Origin of the sequence: Methylocaldum sp. 14B (genome assembly GCF_002005105.1) — a bacterium.
Lineage (GTDB): Bacteria > Pseudomonadota > Gammaproteobacteria > Methylococcales > Methylococcaceae > Methylocaldum.
This window is the reverse complement of the sequence record NZ_MSCV01000017.1, coordinates 51,252-72,308: the sequence shown is the minus strand read 5'-3', so window position 1 is coordinate 72,308 and position 21,057 is coordinate 51,252. Positions and strand designations below refer to the sequence as shown.

Here is a 21,057-nt window from a genome sequence, read left to right as displayed (position 1 = left end):
CGGTAGAAGCATGCTATGCCCCGGCATTATTGTTACCAGATCGAGATGATTAAGCACTAATTGAATCCTGCAGCTCGTCGAGCTCATGCAATAACTTCACATCCCGCTTGAGAAGCTCGACTTCCAAATCCCACCCTCCGGTTCCGTCCGATTCTTCTCTCAAGATCTGCGCTGCGTTATATAACCGTGCCCTCAATCCGGCGTTTTCCGGACCCAAGTGAATTCTGCGGTGAATCACTTCGCGACGAAAAAGAACCTCTAAAACGTCGTGAAGCAAAGGCAGACCAGCACCTGTCTTGGCGGACAACCATACTTTTGCGACATCTCCGCTCGCGTTTCTCTCAGCGTGCGGCTCAATATCCGCAACCCGATCGATCTTGTTAAAGACCTGAATCTGTCTTACTCGATCAGCTCCGATTTCGCTCAGAACCCGATTGACTTCCGATATGGTTTCGTCAGACCGCTCATCACTCGCATCAATAACGTGAAGCAATAAATCTGCGTCCGCCGCTTCCTTCAAAGTCGAACGGAATGCTGCAACCAGCTCGTGTGGCAAATGCCGGATAAATCCGACCGTGTCAGCTAGAATTACCGTCAAACTCGGCGTTAACTGCAAGCGTCGCAAGGTGGGATCGAGCGTAGCAAATAACTGATTTGCCGCATAAACGCCAGCCCCCGTCAACGCGTTGAAGAGAGTCGATTTGCCGGCATTTGTATATCCCACCAAACTGACAACCGGCAACTCCGCCCGCCGTCTAGCGGAGCGTCCCTGATTGCGTTGCCGCTCGACTTTCTCCAGCCGTTTTTGAATCAGCCGTATTCGATCAGCAATTAAACGCTTGTCCGTCTCAAGCTGTGTCTCCCCAGGACCACGGAGGCCGATACCCCCTTTTTGACGTTCCAAGTGAGTCCAGCCGCGCACCAAACGAGTAGATAAGTGCCGCAACTGTGCTAATTCAACCTGGAGTTTGCCTTCGAAGGATTGGGCCCGCTGAGCGAAGATATCGAGAATCAATCCGGTGCGATCGACAACCCTGACCGAAAGCTCTCTCTCTAAATTACGCTCTTGGCTGGGCGTTAAAGGATGGTTGAAAAGAACCAGCTCTGCTTCGTTCTCCCGGACAATCCGGGCCAACTCGTCAAGTTTCCCTTTTCCGATGTAATAACGAGGATCGGGCGTGTGTCTCCTGCCTGTCACCGTAGCTACAGGCTCCGCCCCGGCTGATGAGGCGAGTTCCTGAAGTTCTACAAGAGCTTCGGTCTCGTCCTGAGCGGCCAAATGAACAAGCACGGCACGCTCGCCGGACTTCGGCCTCTCAAACAAGTAAACTCTTCTCCCAGACCAACTTCGACATCACCATCTTACGGCTTGAACCGAACTGTCGATTAACCCTCGTCTTCCAATCCTTCCGCCGCATGGGGTAGACGGACCTGACGCGCAGGGACAATCGTGGAAATGGCATGCTTGTAAACCATTTGGCTTACAGTGTTCTTGAGTATGATCACGTACTGATCGAAAGAATCCACTTTACCTTGTAACTTGATCCCGTTTACGAGATAGATCGAAACCGGAACATGTTCTTTTCTAAGCGCATTTAGGAACGGATCTTGTAAATTTTGCCCTTTTGACATCCTCTTTCTCCTTATTGTTATAAGACCGACGCTCAGCCAGTATTAAAACAAATCTCTCATTTTTTCGCCAGGCACAATACCTGACTGTAGCTGCCATTAATATATGAAAAATAAGCGCAATAGCCCTTTATTCTTTTCCGATTAATTCAATTTTGTAACCATCCGGATCCGCCACGAAGGCAATGACCGTGGTGCCGTACTTCATGGGGCCGGCTTCGCGTAAAATTTCGCCGCCAGCGCGTCTTATACGCTCGACAGCGTCGTAGATGTCCTCGACTTCGATCGCGATATGCCCAAAGGCATCGCCCAAGTTATAGCCATGAACACCCCAGTTGTAAGTCAATTCAATCACCGAATCGTGGCGTTCGTCACCGAACCCTACGAATGCCAGAGTGAATTTTCCATCAGGAAAATCCTCCTTTCTCAATAGTTTCATTCCGAGAATTTCAGTGTAAAAGCGAATCGACCGTTCTAAGTCTCCAACCCGAATCATCGCGTGCAAGATACGCATCGACTGACTACCTCGACTCAATTTTTGCTAATGAAATCATCGCGCATCTAATAACCGCCACGAACACATCTCTAGGTCAGCGCCGAAGAGACGGCATTTGCGAGACGGTCGGCCGTAGCACGAACAACATGAGCGTCTTGCCCTTCAACCATAATCCTAATTAGCGGTTCGGTTCCCGACGGTCTGAGCAAAATACGCCCCTTGCTGCCAAGTTCACGCTGAATTTCATTTTTCAACTTCTGAACCGGCTCGATTTCATCCAAATTGACTTTGTCCCGCACCTTCACGTTCACCAAACACTGAGGGTATTTGACCATGTCGCTCTTCAATTCGTTAAGCGATTTGCCCGCCTCGTGCATCGCTGCCATAACCTGCAAAGCAGAAACAATACCATCGCCGGTCGTAATCCGGTCCCGGCATATGATATGACCTGAACTTTCACCACCGAGCACGCTGTCATGCTGAAGCATCATTTCCATCACGTAACGATCTCCTACCGCAGCGCGCTTAAACTCTAACCCCAACGCATCCAGCGCATGCTCTAGCCCTAAGTTACTCATCAGAGTACCGACTATCGGCCCTCTTAACCCACCGCACTCCATACGGGACTTAGCGATGATGTAAACGAGTTCATCGCCATCGACGATCTCCCCTTTATGATCGACCATGATCAGCCGATCGCCGTCGCCATCCAAGGCGATCCCAAAATCCGCCTGCTCTTCCAATACCGCACGGCTAAGTCGCTCGGGTTTGGTAGCTCCGACGCCGTCGTTTATATTCAAGCCATTGGGCTGAATGCCAATAGCGACAACCGTCGCACCAACTTCCTCGAATACATGGGGCGCGATGTGATATGTCGAGCCATGGGCGCAATCGACAACAATTTTGAATCCAGTAAATTCGATGCGGGACGGAATAGTGCTTTTGCAAAATTCGATATAACGCCCGACCGCATCACTGATGCGAGACGCTTTGCCTATCCTTGAAGACTCCACCGTCGTCATGGGTTTGTCCAATTGCTCCTCAATCTGGAGCTCGACCTCGTCCGGAAGCTTCATGCCATCGGGCCCAAAAAACTTAATCCCATTATCGTAATGCGGATTGTGCGAGGCGCTGATGACTATCCCGGCCTGGGCTCGAAACGTCCGCGTAAGATAAGCGATTGCCGGGGTTGGCATGGGACCGAGCAACTGAGTATTAATCCCCGCCGCCGCAAGCCCCGCCTCGAGAGCAGATTCGAACATGTAGCCGGAAATTCTGGTGTCCTTTCCGATCAGAACATTGGAAGGGTAGCGATCCAGCGAAAACACGCGGCCTGCCGCCCAACCCAACTTCAGCATAAAGTCCGGTGTAATAGGATATTCCCCTACTTTGCCGCGAATTCCGTCTGTACCAAAGTACGATTTTTTCATTCGCCGTCCTTCAAATCTAAAGATTCAATTATTTTTGATTTTACGCTCTATGCAGTAGCCGATCCGTCGACACCTTTTGGACACACTAATACCTTCCGCTTTCAAGAAGCATGGAAATTACGCAATTATCCGCGCCGTCTATGTCCTTAGTTTCATAGCGACTACCCTCCATTCCAACGGACAAGTTCTATCCGACAACTGAACGTAAAAGCTCGTCAGCTAGTGTAGGCGATCCATACAAAAACAAAACCCCCCGCACCTAGCACGGTGCCGGGGGTCTCAATAAGCCTACCAAACAGAATCAGTGCTGTTCCGCTGCTTTACCGATGCCTCCAGCTCCTTTTGCCTTGGGAGTCTCTTTAGCACCCAAACCCGCCGCAGCACCACCGCTCGGAGGCGCCTCGCCCCAGCTTTGCGGCGGGCGCGGAACCTTGCCTTCCATAATGTCGTCGATTTGGAAACGATCGATTGTCTCGTACTTGATCAAGGCTTCAGCCATCAGATGTAATTTTTCCATGTTTTCTCGCAACAAGCGCTCCGAACGCTCATAGTTGCGATCGATTACCGAGCGAATTTCCTCATCGATCAGATGCGCCGTCTCCTCGGAGACCATTTTATGCTTGGTGACGGAGCGTCCCAAGAATACTTCGCCTTCTTCTTCGCTATACGCCAACGGCCCTAAACGTTCCGAGAGCCCCCATCGGGTAACCATGCTGCGCGCGAGATTGGTAGCCCGCTCGATATCGTTCTGAGCGCCGGTCGTCACTTTTTCTTTGCCGAAAATGAGCTCTTCCGCTATACGTCCTCCGAACAAACTCGAAATCTGGCTTTCCAGTTTCTGCTTGCTCGCACTGTACTGGTCACGCTCCGGCAAAAACATAGTAATTCCCAGCGCCCGGCCGCGCGGCATGATGCTGACCTTGTACACCGGATCGTGTTCCGGAACCAGCCGTCCCACAATCGCATGACCTGCCTCGTGATAAGCGGTGAGCTGCTTCTCCTCGTCGGTCATTACCATGGATTTGCGCTCTACGCCCATAAGAATCTTATCCTTGGCTTTCTCGAAGTCCTCCATGTCGACGCTGCGCTTATTCTTGCGGGCGGCGAACAAAGCCGCCTCGTTGACCAAGTTGGCCAAATCAGCGCCGGAAAATCCAGGGGTGCCGCGTGCCAGATATTCGACTTCCACGTTGTCGGCAATCGGCACTCGCTTCATGTGCACCTTCAAGATTTGCTCGCGACCACGAACGTCAGGTAGTCCAACGACGATCTGACGGTCAAAGCGCCCAGGACGCAAGAGCGCCGGATCCAGAACATCGGGGCGGTTGGTTGCCGCGATGACGATAATACCTTCGTTTCCTTCGAAACCGTCCATTTCGACGAGCAACTGATTGAGCGTCTGCTCGCGCTCGTCGTGGCCACCGCCTAAACCGGCACCACGATGGCGGCCTACCGCATCGATCTCGTCAATGAAGATGATGCACGGCGCATTTTTCTTCGCCGTCTCGAACATGTCGCGCACGCGGGACGCACCCACGCCCACAAACATCTCGACAAAATCCGAGCCCGAGATGGAAAAGAACGGAACCTTAGCCTCTCCGGCGATCGCTCGGGCCAGCAAAGTCTTACCGGTCCCTGGCGGACCGACCATCAGAGCCCCGCGCGGAATCTTGCCGCCCAGCTTCTGAAACTTGCTCGGATCCTTGAGGAAATCGACCATCTCCTGAACGTCTTCCTTGGCCTCTTCAACGCCCGCTACGTCGGCAAACGTCACCTTGACTTGATCTTCTTCGATCAGCCGAGCTCGGCTCTTACCGAAGGACATGGCCCCCCTTCCTCCGGTACCGCCTTGCATTTGCCGCATGAAGAAAATCCACACAGCAATCAGCAGCAACATCGGGAACCACGAAATAAAGATCTGCATCAATAATGATTGAGATTCTGGCGGCTGAGCCTTGATCTCGACATGGTTCTTCAGCAGGTCGTCAACCAAGTGGTCGTCGCCAGGACTGTAAGTAGTGAACTTCTCGCCGGTCCCGAGCATGCCCCGGATCATTTGCCCGTCGATAGTCACCTGCTTAATCTGCCCCTCGTTCACCGCCGAGATGAACTGCGAATACGACATAGTCGAATCGACCGACTTTCGGGAGCCAAAATTATTGAAAACCGACATCAAAACGACGGCGATGACTACCCACAGAATTATGTTCTTCAACATGTCATTCACGGTCTAACTTCCTCGTCGGATAAATCCGACCATTTTTTTGAAATAGTTTACAAATACTATCAGGATATCGCCCGCTGTAAATGCTTCAAACGGGCAAGGACAATCGTAGAAGCCTACATCTACCTCCCTCTTCACTGACTTTTCGACTGCGCATATTCAAGAAGGTTCATTCTGCAATTTTTCTGCCGAGAACTGCCCGAGCTCTCGCAACCATCGGCACCGCACGCGAATACCGGCGTGAGAAATTTATTACACCGATGCAGCGCCGCCGCACCCATCATCAAAACCTCGATGCGGCAAATGCCCTACCCCAAAGCGGGTACTGCAAGAAAAATTTTTTTGGCTGACCAATTAATGTCACCGACATCGGCCTGCAATCTCCATCAACGACACCCATGGGAGCAAAAAACAAGAAATTGCCAGAGCGCTTCCAACCTTATCGCACCACCCCAAGCATGTCATTTGCCTCACTTTGCCGGCCAGCAATGCGTTATTTCACACACCCAGATCGACCTTTCCGACAAATTATCCTCCAATTCCCGGCCTGAAGACGGACTGGCTCAAATACTGCTTACGCTAACAGCCGTCTCAAAAAACTAAAACAACAAGTCCGAAAATGATGAGCAATCACTATTTAAAGATGACTCTCGCACTCTTATGCAGCGGAGCAACCATCGGGGGAAAAGCATGGGCCGATCATGACACCAAGCCCACTCAGTTACCAACTTTAACGATTACCGGCGAAGCCGATACGGCACCTCAAGCTCTCACCGTACCTAATATCGAAACCGCGCGCGAGCAGATTAACCGGGTTCCCGGAGGCGTCGATATTATCGATGCGGAAAGCTATCAGAAGGGCCGTGCCGCCAATCTCAAGGATGTTCTCGACTACTCTCCCGGCGTGTACGTGCAACCGCGATTCGGTGCCGAGGAATCGCGGGTCTCGATCCGAGGCTCCGGCATTCAACGCACCTTTCACGGCCGCGGCATCAAACTCCTTCAGGACGGAGTTCCGCTAAACCTCGCCGACGGAGGCTTCGACATGCAGGCAGTAGAGCCTCTGGCTGCCGAATACGTGGAAGTTTACCGCGGCGCTAACGCACTCATGTACGGCTCTACCACCCTTGGCGGAGCGATCAACTTCGTGAGCCGGACCGGATACACCGCGTCGCCTCTACAGCTACGCTTCGAATCCGGCAGCTTCGACACTTACCGTGCCCAGGTGAGCTCAGGGCAAGTGATCGGCGATGCTGATTACTATATCTCCGGAACCTTCTTTTCTACCAACGGTTTTCGCAACTGGAGCGAGCAGGAGAACGAGCGCATCTTCAGCAATTTCGGCTATCGCTTCAATGAGAACCTGGAAACGCGCTTCTACGTCACTTATGTCAACACCCAATCGAACCTACCAGGAAGCTTAACCAAAGCGCAACTGGAAGACGATCCGACCCAGGCCAATCCAAGCAGCCTCAGAGGCCAGCAGAAGCGCGACTTCAGGCTGATGCGGCTCGGCAATACCACTACCTGGCGATGGGACGACAAGCAGCGCATCGACATCAGCAGCTTCTGGTCTTACAAGGATCTTTATCACCCTATTTTTCAGGTTCTTGACCAGGTTTCCGACGATTACGGCATGAACATCCGTTACACCAACGAAAACGATTTGTTCGGCCGCAAGAATATTTTCATCCTGGGTCTATATCCGACCGGCGGCCGAACCCAGGACGACCGTTTCGTCAACGTCGGCGGCCACCGCGGCGCCAGAAGGGCCAAGAGTACGCAAGACGCCATCAACATCGATCTCTACGGCGAAAACCAACACTATATCTTGCATCAATTGGCCCTGGTTACCGGCCTTCAACTGTCCTATGCCTCACGCGAATATACCGATCGCTTCCTGAGCAATGGCGATCAAAGCGACCACCAGGATTTCTTCGGGGTCAGCCCGAAAATCGGCGCGCGCTGGGAATTCACGGCCAATAGCCAAGCTTATGTCAATTTCAGCCGCAGTTTCGAACCCCCGTCGTTCGGCGAACTGGTCGTCCAGCGGAACGGCGTTCCGCTTGAGCTGACGGCTCAAAGGGGCAGCACTGTAGAAATCGGAACGCGCGGCAGAGAGGGCATCGTCAACTGGGACTTGTCCTATTACCACGCTTGGGTGGAAAACGAATTGCTTCAACTGCGCGATCCCACCGATCCGACCGCGACGGCGACGATTACCCGCAACGCGGACTCCACGACCGTACACCAGGGTATCGAACTCGGTTTCGAGGTCCGCCCCATAGACGATATCGTCCTGCGCCAAGCCTATATGTGGAACGATTTTCGGTTTGACAACGACCCGACCTACGGCGATAACCGCTTACCGGGAATCCCGGAACATTACTTGAGAACGGAACTGCGCTACGAGCATCCGTCCGGCTTTTACGCGGGTCCCAACGTGGAGTGGTCCGCGACCCGAATTCCGGTCGACCTGGCCAACACTCTGTCCGCCGATGCCTATGCCATCATGGGTTTCCGCGCTGGTTATAGGACCAAACAAGGATTTTCCGCCTATTTCGAAGCGAAGAACCTGACCGACGAAAAATATGCGGCAACCACTGGCGTCATCGCCAATGCCGACGGACGCGATGCGGCGCAGTTTTATCCGGGTGATGGGCGGGCTTTCTTCGGTGGCGTGGAATACCGGTTTTAACGTAGCGGCCGGATAGTACTCGATATCGACAAAATGAAATAACGGGGCTTGCAATCTGACGCGTTCGGTTGCAAACCCCGTCGCCCCGTAGACTAACGGGCTGATCGTCAAGTCACTTTGAAACCTGGATAGGCGAGAACGTCACAAGCACCCGCATCCGTTCATACAGCGCACAATCCATTTATGACGCGGCGGAACGATCACGCATCTACGGGATTACTTCACAAGCAACACCGGCACTTCGCTCAGATGGATGACCTTGGTGGCTACCGACCCCATGAGCAGAGCCGCGACCGAACCAAGGCCGCGAGCGCTCATGACGATCTGATCGCAGCCCTTCTCTTTCGCGTATTGAACGATCACCTCAGCCGGGTTGCCGACACCGATATGAACGATGTACGGAATCCCGGCTCCGTCCAAAACTTTACGCGCCGACTCCAGGGCCTTGGTTCCCTCGTCATGGTGAAACGCGCGGATCTGTTCGGCATCGAGGAACATACGTACCTCGCCATGCAGCGGATGCTGGACATTAAGGAGATGAATCTCCAGCGGCTCCTTGTACCAGGCTGCCTTTTTGAGCACATGATCGACGGCGCGGATCGAATTTTCGGAGCCATCGACCGGAACCAATACTCTTAACATGCGTATTCTCCTGGAATAGGTGGCGTTAGCCCGTTTTGCCCGATTTCGGCTGCTCGTCTTCGGCGGCGAGATCCACTACCCGGTGCTGTGCCGTCGTCGCTTTACGCTGCGCCAACCACTTGCCGGCCAAGACCACCAGAACGGCACCGGCAAAGGGGATCACGTCATGCAGCCAATGGCCCTCCGGCCCAGGCCACGCCGGATCGGTGACCAGCATTTCGCCCGATACGAAACCGAGCAAAGCGGCCCCGAGCACAATGATTACCGGGAACCGGTCCATCAAGCGCAGAATGACGGTGCTGCCGAAAATCACGAGGGGAATACTGATCGCCAGACCGAGTATCAGGAGCAGTACGTTGCCTTTCGCCGCCGCGGCAACTGCGATAACGTTGTCGAGGCTCATGACCAGATCGGCAATCAGGATCGTCCGGATCGCGGCGATGAGATTATCATGATCATCGATACCTTCACCGCCATCACCTTCAGGCAACAGCAGCTGCACGGCGATCCAGAACAGCAGCAAGCTGCCGACGATCTTCAAGTAAGGAAGCCTCAACATTTCTACCGCAACTATGGTGAGGACTACCCTCATCAGAATGGCGGCGACCGAACCCCAGACTATGGCGAGATTGCGCTGCCGTTCCGGGAGAGAGCGAGCGGCAAGAGCAATTACGACTGCGTTATCGCCCGAGAGGATGATATTGACAACAATGATCTCGCCGAGTCCGATCCAGAATTGCGGATCGACAAAAAGTCCTGACATGAGTATTGCTTCCGGCCGAAGTGTGGCCCTAATGAGGGATGAAAATTTCGAATAGGCTGTTACGGCATATTGTCGCCGCGTAACGGCGAAGTCGCAAGCAATCGGTGCATGGATTAAACCGCACCTGTAAAACGTCTCTTTATAGATCTGACGTGGATCGGGTATCTTCGGTAATCTTCATATTCTTAAAACAGAATCGGCCACCGTGCTCAAGATCGATCTCAACTCCCCCGCATTTTTTGCAGATCCCTATCCGCTCTACGCCAAATTGCGTAGCGACGCACCGATTTGTCCGCTCATGCCCGGTATTTGGCTGGCGACACGCTATGAGGACGCCAACCGGATTCTCCGCGATCCCCGCTTCGGCAAAGACTTTCTGGCCGGGGTCGCCCGCCGCTACGGAACGGACACCGTCAAGGAACCGGCCTTTCAGACCGTGAATCGATTCATGCTGCTGATGAACCCCCCGGAGCACACTCGGTTGCGCACGCTCATAAGCAAAGCCTTCGGCGTGAAACAGGCACCCGAATTGCGCCATCTGGCCCGACGGGAAGCCAATCGGCTGGTTGACGGCTTCATCGATCAGCGCCGCACCGACTTGATAAAGACATTCGCTTATCCGCTGCCCGTCCGGGTGATCTGCGCGCTCCTCGATATTCGGCTTGAGGATAGTCTCCGGTTTCTCGAGGACACTCAAGCGCTGGTCAAGGTATTCGAATTGAGTCCGATCGGACCAGCCGAAGTCCATGCCGCCAACCGGGCCGCGCAAGCATTCGACGACTATTTCCGCGCGGTTTGCCGCGAACGCCGCAAGAATCCCGGCACCGACCTGGTTTCCTTACTGCTTCAAGCGGAGGAAGGTGAAGATCGGCTGAATGAGGATGAAATCATCGCCAACGTGGCGCTGCTGTTTCTGGCAGGACACGAAACCACGGCCAATATGCTCGGCAATGCGCTTTTGACCCTGTTCCGACATCCCGACCAACTGGATTTGCTCAGGGGAAACCCCTCGTTGCTGCCCCAAGCGGTAACTGAATGTCTCCGTTACGAGACTTCGGTTCATATCGCCGCTCGCGTCGCCATGCAGGATATCGCCATCGGCGCGGTAACAATCAAACAAGGCGAGACAGTCTATATCAACCTAGGCGCAGCCAACCGCGATCCGGCGGTATTTTCGGATCCGGACCGATTTCTGATCGGACGCCCCGAGCTGCCTCGAAAACCGCTGCCCTTCGGGGGCGGTATTCATTATTGTTTGGGAGCCCGGCTCGCGCGCATCGAACTGGAAACAGCGCTCGATATCCTGTTCCGCAAGCTGCCGAAACTGCAACTGGAAAACATAGATAATCCGTGCTGGAAGCCGACCATCACCATCCGCGGCCTGGACTATTTGCTGGCCCACTGGTAGAGAGGAGAATCAAGAGCGGGCCCCGCTTTCTATCGCCGCTGCACCCTTTCTTGGGAAGCTGCCCAAGCCCGGTATCTCTCGTTGCGCCGCAGCACCATCACCGCCATTCCCCAATATCCGTAAGGCATGACGGGTTCGTCATCCGATGCACGCAGCTCGGGGTAAGGCACTCCGGGATGCCGATGATGATCGGCGTGCCGCGTGAGACCCAGAAATAGAAACAGACTGACGGCGGAGTCGTTGCGCCAGGCAGTCAGGCGCGATCGTCCGGAAGCCTCGGTCAGCCCGTAATGCTGGAAATAATTGACGGATTCCAAGATCCGTATGGCGAGATAGGCGCATCGCAGAAACACCGCTGCCGCCAAGAGACCGAACAGCCAAGCGTACGCCGCGAGCCAGACGGCTTCGACGGCCGCTCCGGCGAGAGCAGCCTGTCGATCCGCTCGCCAGGCGATCCGCCATTGCTGAATCGCCGCGCGCCGGAAAAAATCTTCATAGCATTCGCCCGCAACAGCGGTGGACGGGTCCAACGTGCTGCCCAGCTTGGCATGATGCGCCCGCTTGTGCGCGATCGCGAAATGATCGTAAAACACGGTTGTAAGCAGAAATCGTCCCAGCATCCGCTGCCAATGGCGACGTCTGTGGATGAATTCATGGGCGGGACAAATGGCCGCACAGCAAAAATTGGCTCCGGCCATGATTCGCACGGCTAACAGATCGCCCAGGCTATTCGCAACTTCGAGCGGGCCGGCCCATCTGAGTCGCGAGACCAAGAGGCCCAAAGCAAGGACGTTCAATATCTGCAATAGAACTAGCGCGTACAGGATTCCGTCGAAAAACCAGCGGGGAGCATCGGCAGGCACCGACCGCCGTTCCGAAGGACCGAAACAATCGACCGCAAAGAGCGCACCGAACGGCAGCGTCCAGGCCAAGGCCTGAACCGCTTGATGAGGACCGGTTGCCAAAAACGCGAAAATGCAGCTCGGCATGAAAAGGCTGAGACCGAAACCGCACCACCAAGGCGGTAGAAAATCCAGCAGACGAGTCGTTCTCGAAATCCCGTCCCCCGCAGTTTTCGTTAGAATGTCCATAGACCTTCGGAATCGGCAATGAAAAAACACGACACCCGAACGTATTATGTTGGCCTCTGCACGACCTATCACGATCCGGCGCTGTCCATCCTGAACGATGCGGGCGAGATCTTATTCGCGGAGGCTACCGAACGCCACCTTCAATACAAGCGCGCCCTGAATTGCGAGCCGGACAACCTATACCTCATCCCTAAGCTTCTGCGCGAGCATTGCGGCGATGCCGACGAATTCGTCATCGCGTGCAACTGGCGCAAATCGCGGCCGATCTACGAGAGGCTCGCAAAGCTGCTCGGCTGGCTGTCGCCCCGGGGCATCCTGAGCGGCAAAGGACGCCGGCTTACCACGTGGCTGGACATGCATCAGATCCACCACATGCTGGCTTGCCAGCACCACGCCATGCGGCGGATCGGGATCAACCTGGCGCGCACATTGGGCCGCGACTTTCCCGGCGCATCCGTCCGTTTCCGCCATTACGACCATCATCTGACCCATGCCGCGCTGGCGTGTTACGGGAGTCCTTTCGACGAGGCAGCCTGCGCGGTAATCGATTCTTATGGCGAGGAAGGCTCCATGGCGTTCTTCGCCTATCGCAACGGACGCCTGAAACCTCTCTTCGAAGCACGCGGCCCGCTCAGCTTGGGATTCTACTATATGAAGCTCACCGAGCTATGCGGTTTCGATTGGATAGGCGGCGAGGAATGGAAAGTCATGGGGCTCGCGTCCTACGGACGGATCGACGAGGAGGTCTTGAGCTGGCTGCGCGGCACGATGCGGATCGAGGGTTTGCGCCTGGCTCCCGATTACGAACGATTCTTCGAGTACCTGAACCGCCTGATAACCCGTCGGAGATTGAAGAATCAAGCACCGGAGGCTGTCGCGGATTTGGCCCATACCGGCCAGCATTTCTTCACCGAGACCGTCAACCGGCTCATCGCCAATCTCCACGAACTCGCCTCGTCCGATAATCTGGCTTTCGGGGGAGGATGCGCGCTCAACTCGGTCTGCAACGGTCAGCTGTTGGCACATACGCCGTTCCAATCGCTGTACGTCCCGCCGGCACCGGCCGATGACGGAACCGCCTTAGGCGCAGCCCTGCTGGCGTTTCACGACGACCATCCGGAAAGCCGGACGGAACCCCGCCGCCTTTCGCCCTATTTAGGTAGCCGCATCAAGCGCGACGCCATTGAACGTCTCGCTCAGTACGCACAACTTCCGGTTCGACACTTGCCGGATGGAGCCGTAATAACCGCTGCCGCGGATCTTCTGGCCCAGGGAAAAATCTTGGGCTGGGTTCAAGGCTGCGCCGAATTCGGCCCCCGCGCGCTGGGCAATCGTTCCATTCTGGCCGACCCCAGGTCGCGGGACATGGGCGAGCGCATCAACCGAGACGTGAAATTCCGCGAACGCTTCCGTCCCTATGCGCCGGTCGTTCTGCACGAGCACGGTCCGAATTTCTTCGAAAACTACCAGGAAAGCCCCTATATGGATCGTACCCTGCGCTTCAGGCCCACCGTACTTGACCGGGTGCCCGCCGTGGTCCACGTCGACGGCACCGGTCGGCTGCAAACGCTCAAGCAAGACTGGAATCCGCGTTTTCATGCGCTGCTCGGCGAATTTCATCGACGAACCGGCGTGCCGGTCCTGCTCAACACCAGCTTCAACGTCATGGGCAAACCCATCGTGCACAGCGTGGAGGACGCCGCCGGCGTATTGCTCACGTCCGGCCTCGACGCCCTGGTCATCGACGATCATCTGTTCACCAAGCCAGGTCTTCAGCCATGACCGCGTCGCCGGATTTCCGCTCTCTTTGCCAGGTTCTGCTGAACGATCCTCCCGATCGAGGAACTCTGCAAACCGCCGAAGAGTTCGTGAAAGCCGCTTTGATCGAAGCTCAAGAGCAGCAAAATCGACCCGACTTCCAACTCGAAACCTGGGTGCCGGTTAACGCGCCGAATGTCGCCGACCCAGCCGAACGACGATCGTTGCTCTTGGCTCTCAGTCCAAGCGCGTTGCTCGAAGGCGCGTGGCTGGCCCGCGTATCCCAGCCGGCCACGGGCCATTTGTCCGCGCACGGTCACCTATTTGCGATTTACTGCCGAACGATCGGGCTGGAGGACGACTCACCGCCCCTTTCCCTACATTTCCGGAGCTTGTTGACGAATTCGACCATAACGCTCCCGGCCATTTACAGCCCTACTTTTTTCAGCGACCGGCGTTTCCCCGATTTCGCCCTGCGCATGCCCTGCCTCCATCTCGGCCTGATGCACAAACCCCGTACCTTCTTTCCGGAGCTGCTGGGCTACACCCTTGCTCATTGCTTTTTGGATTCGGCTTGGTGGGCTACTCTCTCGGATAGCCCTGAAACCGCTTGGATTTCGGCACGGGAACGATTTTCGAACGCTGTCCGCCCTTTGGCATCAGCTGCGTTGGAGTCCCACCTCCGGGAATACGGCCACTTGGCGCGTATCCGCGCCGGCTGGCACCTCTACCGCCATGCGTTCGAATCACTTCTGCTCGCTTTCTCCGCCGACCGGAATCGACGCCCGACGGCCGCCGACGCCATGGCCGACATCGTTAGGGCGAAGCGCCGGTACGCCATCGGCTACCATCGTCGGGTGATGCTCCAAGAGCGTAGCCTTGATCAATGGCTGGCACAGGCCGAGGACGATCCCGGTGCGATGCTCGAAGCATTGCGCACCTCGCCTTATGTGGATCTCCGATGTCCAGCCGCCGGCCGGCTGATTCGAGCCATGCAATTCGGTGGCGCCATGTTCGGCGTGTTCACCGAAGAGGAACGGCGGTCCTGTCTCAACTGGATCGAAAATCCCGATGCCGAATCGGAAGCAATCGACGCCGGCGAAACGGCTCGCCGGTCCATTAGCGAACCCCGTGCAGTGCCAACTCCACAGAACGCACGGGCTGGACCGAAAAAACACCAGCCCTCGCCGCCTGCCATGAGCCGCCGACGGCTCTTCTCCGCGCTGCTCCGTGCCGAATCCGCCGGCGACTGCCCGCCCGAAGCGACGATCGCGGTGAAGCGCATTCTTGGCCGCAGCCGATGGCTGGACTTGCTGAAACCGATCCGTCGTTCTTTGCGCCATTATCATCCGGCGGCCTTCAGCGAGTGGATAGAAGCCGCTTATCGGCAGGAAGCCGCGCGCTATCGTCCCCTGAACGGCAATCCCAGGATTGGGCGGGAGTTTTGTCTTTGGGCAATTCTGCAACTGGCGCCGTCCATTCTGGTCGACGGCTGCTGGCTGGCCGCCATTCCGACGGCCTCCGAAAATCTCGGCGAGATCGAACGGCATCTGTTGCATATCTATGCCGACGAGGTGGGAAACGGCAGACCGGGACGCAATCATGCCAATGTCTATCGACGGCTGCTGGAGAGCTTGGACTTGGCGATTCCCGAGTTCGAGACCGAAGGCTTCGCCCAGGATCGAAGATTAACCGACGCCGCGTTTGAATTGCCGGTTTACATGCTGGCTATCGGGCTGCTCAAGGACCGCTATTTCCCGGAACTGCTGGGTCTCAATCTCGCCATCGAGTTGAGCGGACTCGGGGCCGGCTATATGCAGGTTGCGGATATTCTCCGCCATTACGGAATCGATCCCACCATCATTCAACTTCACCAGACCATCGACAATCTGGCATCCGGGCATGCGGGCCGGGCACGCGACGCCATCCTGCTCTACCTGGACCGAGTACGACAGCGGAGTGATTTTTCGGGCATGCAAGAAGCATGGCGCAGAATCCGGTTAGGTTACGTATCCCTCGGCGTCGCCATTCTGCCGATGACGGGCCGATTCATGCAGCGCTATTTTGCTGACCGTTTGAAGACGGCGTACCCGACAAGATAGGTAAACGTACGAATGGGCGAACCGGACCACAAGACGTTTATATGAACGTATCGATCGGGCAACGACACGCCAATTCTTGACTCAGAGATTCACGGACACCGAATCGAAAAAGCGTCAAGCCCAATCGCGATCCGACTGCCCGGCCGAAAAGGACAATGGCCGCTTTGCGCACGCTAGGCAGGCTTTAACCAACGATCTGGAACGACATTTCCAAGGAAGGCTTTATGTCGCAGCTTCAGCGTAACAGTGCATCTGCCGATTTTTCCGGAGAAAGCCGCATCGGTCTTGACGCGATCGACGTTTTCTCGACCTGCCCTCAATCCACTACCGGCGATCCGAAATCCTATCGACAGCGTGTCATCGAGGTAGCCCGCTGGAGCGAGCGTATCGGATGCCGAGGCATTCTGGTCTACACCGACAACTCGCTGGCGGACCCGTGGCTGGTGAGTCAAATCATTCTGGAACACACTGCGACCTTAGCTCCGCTGGTGGCCGTTCAGCCGATCTATATGCACCCTTATACGGCCGCGAAGAAAGTCGCGACGCTAGGATTTCTGTACGGGCGGCGTGTCTATTTGAACATGCTGGCCGGCGGCTTCCGCAACGATCTGTCGGCCCTTGGCGATGATACGCCCCATGACCAGCGCTACGCGCGTACGGTCGAGTACACGACGATTATCCGGCAACTGCTGGAGAGCCCGGCGGGCATAAGCTTCGAGGGAAAGTATTACCACGTCCACAATCTCAAGATGTCTCCGTCGCTGCCGCCTTCGCTGCAGCCCGGCATCCTGATATCGGGCTCGTCGGATGCCGGTATGGCGGCGGCTCACGCGATAGGCGCAACCGCGATCAAGTACCCCTTGCCTCCAAATGAAGAGCGAGGCGTAGAAAAGGATATCGGAGTGCCCTGCGGCGTTCGGGTGGGCATCGTGGCACGTTCCTCGGCCGAGCAGGCATGGCGGGCCGCCTTAGAGCGTTTTCCGGAAACCCGCGAAGGGCAGCTGACCCATCATCTCGCAATGAAAGTGTCGGACTCCGACTGGCATAAACAGCTGTCGTCGCATGCAGCGGCCGTGGACGACGATAACCCCTATTGGCTCGGCCCCTTCCACAATTACCAGACGTTTTGCCCTTATCTGGTGGGCTGTTACGAACGGGTGGCACGGGAAATCGCCAGCTACGTCAGGCTCGGCCATCTTACTTTCATTCTCGATATCCCGCCCAGCGAGGAAGAACTGGAGCATACGGCAGTCGTTTTTCGCGAAGCCCTAGAATCCCTAAAGGGGTAAGCACCGTGCCCGAACTGTTGCAAGATTACGTATCCCGACAGGCCGAGCTGCGCCCAAATGCCATTGCCGTTACCCTGGGAAGTTCCTCTTTGACTTACGGAGAACTGGATTCAGCGAGCTCGCGCTTGGCTTGGCATTTGCTAAAAGCCGGTTGCCGCCGCGGCGATCGAATTTGTCTGTTGCTGCCTAAATCGCCGGCTGCCGTCGTGGCCATGCTAGGCGTGCTCAAGGCAGATGCGGTTTATGTTCCGATCGATCTGACCAGCCCCCCCGCGCGCCTGGCACCGATGATCAGAATTTCCGAGCCGTGGGGAGCGCTGGTCTCGTCCGAGGCGGTGAAACTCTTGGATGACATCCTTGAAGAGATCGGCGACTACCCCATGATGATCGGCTCGATCGAGCAATATCGCTTGAACGGACGGAAATTCACCGCATGCTTCGATATGACCGAGGTGGACACATATCCTTCCGTACCGCCGGAGACCGAAAACAACGGGCTCGATATCGCCCACATTCTATTCACTTCCGGCTCGACGGGCGTCCCCAAGGGGGTGGTCATCACTCATCGTAACGTGATCGCCTTCGTGGAGTGGGCACGGAGTTACTTCGGCATCGAACCCGGCGACCGGATTTCGGGCCATACGCCCTTGCATTTCGATCTGTCCATGTTCGACATCTACGGCACGCTTTCGGCGGGAGCCGAGCTGCACATGATCCCGTCTGCGCTCAATTTATTGCCGCACAAACTCGCCGAATTCATCCGCTCGGCCGAGTTGACCCAATGGTTTTCGGTCCCATCGGTATTGAACCTTATGGCCAAGCACGGCATCGTGACGCAGAACGACTTTCCCATGCTCAAACGGATGTTGTGGTGCGGCGAGGTATTGCCCACTCCGACCCTCATCCATTTCATGCAGCGACTGCCGCATGTCCGGTTCACCAATCTTTACGGTCCGACCGAAACGACCATAGCGAGCAGTTATTACACCGTACCTGAATGCCCGCGGAGCGAGCTGGCGCCTATTCCGATCGGCACCGCTTGCGCCGGCGAAGAGTTGCTGGTGCTGGACTCGAACCTGAACGAAGTTCCGCCCGGCGAAATCGGCGATTTGTACATCGGGGGAGCGGGCCTGAGCCCCGGTTACTGGAAAGCCCCGGAAAAGACCGCTGCGGCGTTTCTGCCCAATCCCCGCGCGGCAAATCCCGAAGATCGCATCTACAAGACCGGCGATTTGGCGAAACGGGGAGAAGATGGCCTTTTCTATTTCGTCGGACGCGCCGACACCCAGATCAAGAGCCGTGGTTACCGGATCGAGCTCGGAGAAGTCGAAGCGGCATTCTATTCGATCGAGAGCCTAGAAGAATGTGCCGTAGTAGCCATGCCGACCGACGGATTCGAGGGCAATGCCATCTGCTGCGCCTACGTACCGCGGCAGGGTTCAACGGTGTCGGCAGCCCATTTGCGAGAGCAGGCGTCTCGATTGCTCCCGGGCTATGCGTTACCGATGCATTGGCTGCCACTGGAGCGACTCCCCAAGAACGCCAACGGCAAAATCGACCGGCCTCGTTTGCGGAGCCTCTTTCAACATGACACAGCTGTGGAACCTTGACGGCAAGTGGTTGGCGACCGCCGCCGACTGGCTCGCTGCCGAAGAGAACTATCGATGGCTGGACTTCGGCGGCGACGTGCAAATCCTGACGCCAATGCTGTTACAGGTGATGGTCCAGCGCGACATCCACTGTTTACGCCTTTTCGCGCCGCCGGAGAGCGAACAGCCGATTGGCATCGTCGGGCTCAGCAGCATCACGGATTTCTTCAAAACCGCCACTTTATGGTACGTGCTCGGCGACAAGACGTACGCAACCGGCGGTTATACGACCCAGGCAGTCCGCCAGTTACTGGACCACGGCTTCGGCAGCTTGGGGCTGCAAGCGATTAACGCGTGGGCCGTGGAGGGAAACGTCGCGTCGATCCGCGTTCTGGAGAAAACCGGTTTTCGACCGATCGGGCGGCAACGACGCTGTCACCGGTTGGGCGATCGATACCTGGACCGTCTGCTATTCGATTTATTGGCCCATGAGCACCGGAGAACAAAATGCCTCAAAGCACCGAGTCACTGATGCAAGCCGTTACGCGCCTCCTCTTCGATCGCCTCAACATCGAAATTCCCGAGCCCGATACCGATCTGGTGGACGCCGGATTGCTGGATTCTCTACTGCTCGTCAACTTGATCGCTCAATTGGAGCGGGAGTTCGGCATCTCGGTATCGATCGACGACTTGGATCTGAACCTGGAAAAATTTCGCTCGGTAAGCCGAATTGCGGCTTATATCGAAAGCCGGCGGAATCTCACCGATGTCGCTTGAGCCGGCGCGAGTCAGGAGTCTGCGGCGCCAGTCCATTCGCCCGCTCACGTCTAATGACATCGCGGCGGTAGCGGCAGTCCTCGAACGGGTATTCCGCTCGGATCGCTCCGCGGCACCGGACCGACTGGCCGACTACGTACGCCGCATGTGTCTCGATCCGCCAGGCTACGATCCCGAGATTCCGTCGCTGGTCTACGAGGATGCTCAAGGCCGAATCGGCGGATTTCTGAGAGTGAGCGTGCAGCGGATGATCTTCGACGGCCGGCCGATACGCATGGCGTGCAGCGGACCGTTCGCGACACTTCCGGAGGCAAGGGCCAAGGGCGCCGGCGTATTCCTGCTTCGGCACTTTCTCGGCGGTCCTCAGGATTTATCGATTACCGACGGCGCAAACGACCAGGGGCGTTATTTGTGGGAGCAACTGGGAGGACAGACCGCGCACCTGCACTCCTTGGGCTGGATACGGTTACTCCGGCCGGCGGCATTCGCCAGCCAATACATCGGCCGGAAGCATCCTGCTCTCAGGCCGGTCGTAAGCATGTCCCGACCGCTTTCGGTGCTGCTCGACGGTGCGGCACGGAGTCTCTTGAAAAACGGCATGTTGCGTCCGGCACGTTCCACCGAAAAGCTTGTCGAGGAAGATCTCGCGCCGGAAGCCATGGCGGCGGCTTGGCCTAGGCTCTCGGCGCGCTGGCGTCTTCACCCCGATTACGGCAAATCCTATCTGGCCTGGCTGCTGGACGAGATGTCGAGCGTGACCTCGCGGGGTCCGCTGATCGGACGGCAGGTCCGCGATTCGAACGGTAAGCTGTCGGGTTGGTATCTTTATTACCTTTCGCCCAGCCGCATCGCGGAGGTGATGCAGATCGTCGCGGACGAAAATAACGAGAACGAAATTTTCGCATCCCTGCTGCTCGATGCCGACCGCCACGGCACGACGGCCGTGCAGGGCCGGCTGGAAGCCTGGCTTATCGATCCGCTGTATCGCAACCGGTGCCGCAGCTATCACCGGGCGCCGACGCTGGCTTTGGTGCATGCCCGCAGAAGCGAGGTGACGGCTGCCGTTCATGCAGGTCAAGCTTTTTTGACACGGGCTGACGGCGAGTGGTGGACGGGGTTTCGTGAACAGTTCTGATTCGACGCCGAATTTCCGATAATCGA

The 21,057-nt window shown here is 56.4% G+C and carries 17 protein-coding genes; 9 read left to right on the top strand and 8 right to left on the bottom strand.

Going from position 1 to position 21,057, the window contains the following annotated elements:
• Positions 1-49: 49 nt before the first annotated feature.
• From hflX to ftsH, 5 genes are all read right to left on the bottom strand, one after another.
• Entirely contained in the window at positions 50-1,324 is a 1,275-nt protein-coding gene (gene hflX, locus B2A78_RS13795) for a ribosome rescue GTPase HflX (protein ID WP_077730580.1), read from the bottom strand.
• Between the two features lie 62 nt (positions 1,325-1,386).
• The gene (gene hfq, locus B2A78_RS13790; RefSeq protein ID WP_077730579.1) at positions 1,387-1,632 is read right to left on the bottom strand and encodes an RNA chaperone Hfq; all 246 of its coding nucleotides are present in this window, start codon (positions 1,630-1,632) and stop codon (positions 1,387-1,389) included.
• 127 nt (positions 1,633-1,759) lie between these two features.
• A complete protein-coding gene (gene gloA, locus B2A78_RS13785) occupies positions 1,760-2,143 on the bottom strand; it encodes a lactoylglutathione lyase (protein ID WP_077730578.1) in 384 nt (127 codons plus the stop codon).
• 71 nt (positions 2,144-2,214) lie between these two features.
• Entirely contained in the window at positions 2,215-3,555 is a 1,341-nt protein-coding gene (glmM, locus tag B2A78_RS13780) for a phosphoglucosamine mutase (RefSeq protein ID WP_077730577.1), read from the bottom strand.
• A gap of 301 nt (positions 3,556-3,856) precedes the next feature.
• A complete protein-coding gene (ftsH, locus tag B2A78_RS13775) occupies positions 3,857-5,773 on the bottom strand; it encodes an ATP-dependent zinc metalloprotease FtsH (RefSeq protein WP_156879779.1) in 1,917 nt (638 codons plus the stop codon).
• 625 nt (positions 5,774-6,398) lie between these two features.
• Here ftsH and B2A78_RS13770 point away from each other — a divergent pair.
• The gene (locus B2A78_RS13770; RefSeq protein WP_077730575.1) at positions 6,399-8,477 is read left to right on the top strand and encodes a TonB-dependent receptor; all 2,079 of its coding nucleotides are present in this window, start codon (positions 6,399-6,401) and stop codon (positions 8,475-8,477) included.
• Positions 8,478-8,693: 216 nt separating this feature from the next.
• Here B2A78_RS13770 and B2A78_RS13765 read toward each other — a convergent pair whose 3' ends face one another.
• Together B2A78_RS13765 and B2A78_RS13760 are read right to left on the bottom strand one after the other, a co-directional pair.
• Positions 8,694-9,119, bottom strand: a complete 426-nt coding sequence (locus B2A78_RS13765; RefSeq protein WP_077730574.1) for a universal stress protein — start codon at positions 9,117-9,119, stop codon at positions 8,694-8,696.
• A gap of 25 nt (positions 9,120-9,144) precedes the next feature.
• A complete protein-coding gene (locus tag B2A78_RS13760) occupies positions 9,145-9,882 on the bottom strand; it encodes a TerC family protein (RefSeq protein ID WP_077730573.1) in 738 nt (245 codons plus the stop codon).
• Between the two features lie 205 nt (positions 9,883-10,087).
• Between B2A78_RS13760 and B2A78_RS13755 the strand changes: the two genes are divergently transcribed.
• Positions 10,088-11,290, top strand: coding sequence for a cytochrome P450 (locus B2A78_RS13755; RefSeq protein ID WP_077730572.1), 1,203 nt, complete (start codon positions 10,088-10,090; stop codon positions 11,288-11,290).
• Positions 11,291-11,319: 29 nt separating this feature from the next.
• Here the strand turns inward: B2A78_RS13755 and B2A78_RS13750 are convergent, their stop codons facing one another.
• Positions 11,320-12,381, bottom strand: a complete 1,062-nt coding sequence (locus tag B2A78_RS13750) for a fatty acid desaturase (RefSeq protein ID WP_240502532.1) — start codon at positions 12,379-12,381, stop codon at positions 11,320-11,322.
• 18 nt (positions 12,382-12,399) lie between these two features.
• Here B2A78_RS13750 and B2A78_RS13745 point away from each other — a divergent pair, with 18 nt between their 5' ends.
• The 7 genes from B2A78_RS13745 (at position 12,400) to B2A78_RS13715 (ending at position 21,031) form a co-directional block, all read left to right on the top strand.
• On the top strand, positions 12,400-14,163 hold the full coding sequence (locus tag B2A78_RS13745; protein WP_077730571.1) for a carbamoyltransferase C-terminal domain-containing protein: 1,764 nt from the start codon (positions 12,400-12,402) through the stop codon (positions 14,161-14,163).
• Positions 14,160-16,241: an iron-containing redox enzyme family protein gene (locus tag B2A78_RS13740; RefSeq protein ID WP_077730570.1), complete on the top strand. Its 2,082-nt coding sequence runs from the start codon at positions 14,160-14,162 to the stop codon at positions 16,239-16,241. The genes B2A78_RS13745 and B2A78_RS13740 overlap by 4 nt, the downstream gene beginning before the upstream one ends.
• Before the next feature lie 224 nt (positions 16,242-16,465).
• A complete protein-coding gene (locus tag B2A78_RS13735) occupies positions 16,466-17,530 on the top strand; it encodes an LLM class flavin-dependent oxidoreductase (RefSeq protein WP_077730569.1) in 1,065 nt (354 codons plus the stop codon).
• Positions 17,531-17,535: 5 nt separating this feature from the next.
• Positions 17,536-19,140, top strand: a complete 1,605-nt coding sequence (locus B2A78_RS13730) for an amino acid adenylation domain-containing protein (RefSeq protein ID WP_077730568.1) — start codon at positions 17,536-17,538, stop codon at positions 19,138-19,140.
• A complete protein-coding gene (locus tag B2A78_RS13725) occupies positions 19,118-19,651 on the top strand; it encodes a GNAT family protein (RefSeq protein ID WP_133718148.1) in 534 nt (177 codons plus the stop codon). The genes B2A78_RS13730 and B2A78_RS13725 overlap by 23 nt, the downstream gene beginning before the upstream one ends.
• A complete protein-coding gene (locus tag B2A78_RS13720) occupies positions 19,627-19,896 on the top strand; it encodes a phosphopantetheine-binding protein (RefSeq protein ID WP_077730566.1) in 270 nt (89 codons plus the stop codon). The genes B2A78_RS13725 and B2A78_RS13720 overlap by 25 nt, the downstream gene beginning before the upstream one ends.
• Positions 19,886-21,031, top strand: coding sequence for a hypothetical protein (locus tag B2A78_RS13715; RefSeq protein WP_077730565.1), 1,146 nt, complete (start codon positions 19,886-19,888; stop codon positions 21,029-21,031). Before B2A78_RS13720 ends, B2A78_RS13715 begins: the two co-directional genes overlap by 11 nt.
• Positions 21,032-21,057: the final 26 nt, after the last annotated feature.

Bases quoted from the DNA above. Each gene is read 5' to 3' on its own strand.
- hfq (WP_077730579.1), bottom strand. From the start codon at position 1,632: ATGTCAAAAGGGCAAAATTTACAAGATCCGTTCCTAAATGCGCTTAGA.
- gloA (WP_077730578.1), bottom strand. From the start codon at position 2,143: ATGCGTATCTTGCACGCGATGATTCGGGTTGGAGACTTAGAACGGTCG.
- glmM (WP_077730577.1), bottom strand. From the start codon at position 3,555: ATGAAAAAATCGTACTTTGGTACAGACGGAATTCGCGGCAAAGTAGGG.
- ftsH (WP_156879779.1), bottom strand. From the start codon at position 5,773: ATGTTGAAGAACATAATTCTGTGGGTAGTCATCGCCGTCGTTTTGATG.
- B2A78_RS13770 (WP_077730575.1), top strand. From the start codon at position 6,399: ATGATGAGCAATCACTATTTAAAGATGACTCTCGCACTCTTATGCAGC.
- B2A78_RS13765 (WP_077730574.1), bottom strand. From the start codon at position 9,119: ATGTTAAGAGTATTGGTTCCGGTCGATGGCTCCGAAAATTCGATCCGC.
- B2A78_RS13760 (WP_077730573.1), bottom strand. From the start codon at position 9,882: ATGTCAGGACTTTTTGTCGATCCGCAATTCTGGATCGGACTCGGCGAG.
- B2A78_RS13750 (WP_240502532.1), bottom strand. From the start codon at position 12,381: ATGGACATTCTAACGAAAACTGCGGGGGACGGGATTTCGAGAACGACT.
- B2A78_RS13745 (WP_077730571.1), top strand. From the start codon at position 12,400: ATGAAAAAACACGACACCCGAACGTATTATGTTGGCCTCTGCACGACC.
- B2A78_RS13740 (WP_077730570.1), top strand. From the start codon at position 14,160: ATGACCGCGTCGCCGGATTTCCGCTCTCTTTGCCAGGTTCTGCTGAAC.
- B2A78_RS13735 (WP_077730569.1), top strand. From the start codon at position 16,466: ATGTCGCAGCTTCAGCGTAACAGTGCATCTGCCGATTTTTCCGGAGAA.
- B2A78_RS13725 (WP_133718148.1), top strand. From the start codon at position 19,118: ATGACACAGCTGTGGAACCTTGACGGCAAGTGGTTGGCGACCGCCGCC.
- B2A78_RS13720 (WP_077730566.1), top strand. From the start codon at position 19,627: ATGCCTCAAAGCACCGAGTCACTGATGCAAGCCGTTACGCGCCTCCTC.
- B2A78_RS13715 (WP_077730565.1), top strand. From the start codon at position 19,886: ATGTCGCTTGAGCCGGCGCGAGTCAGGAGTCTGCGGCGCCAGTCCATT.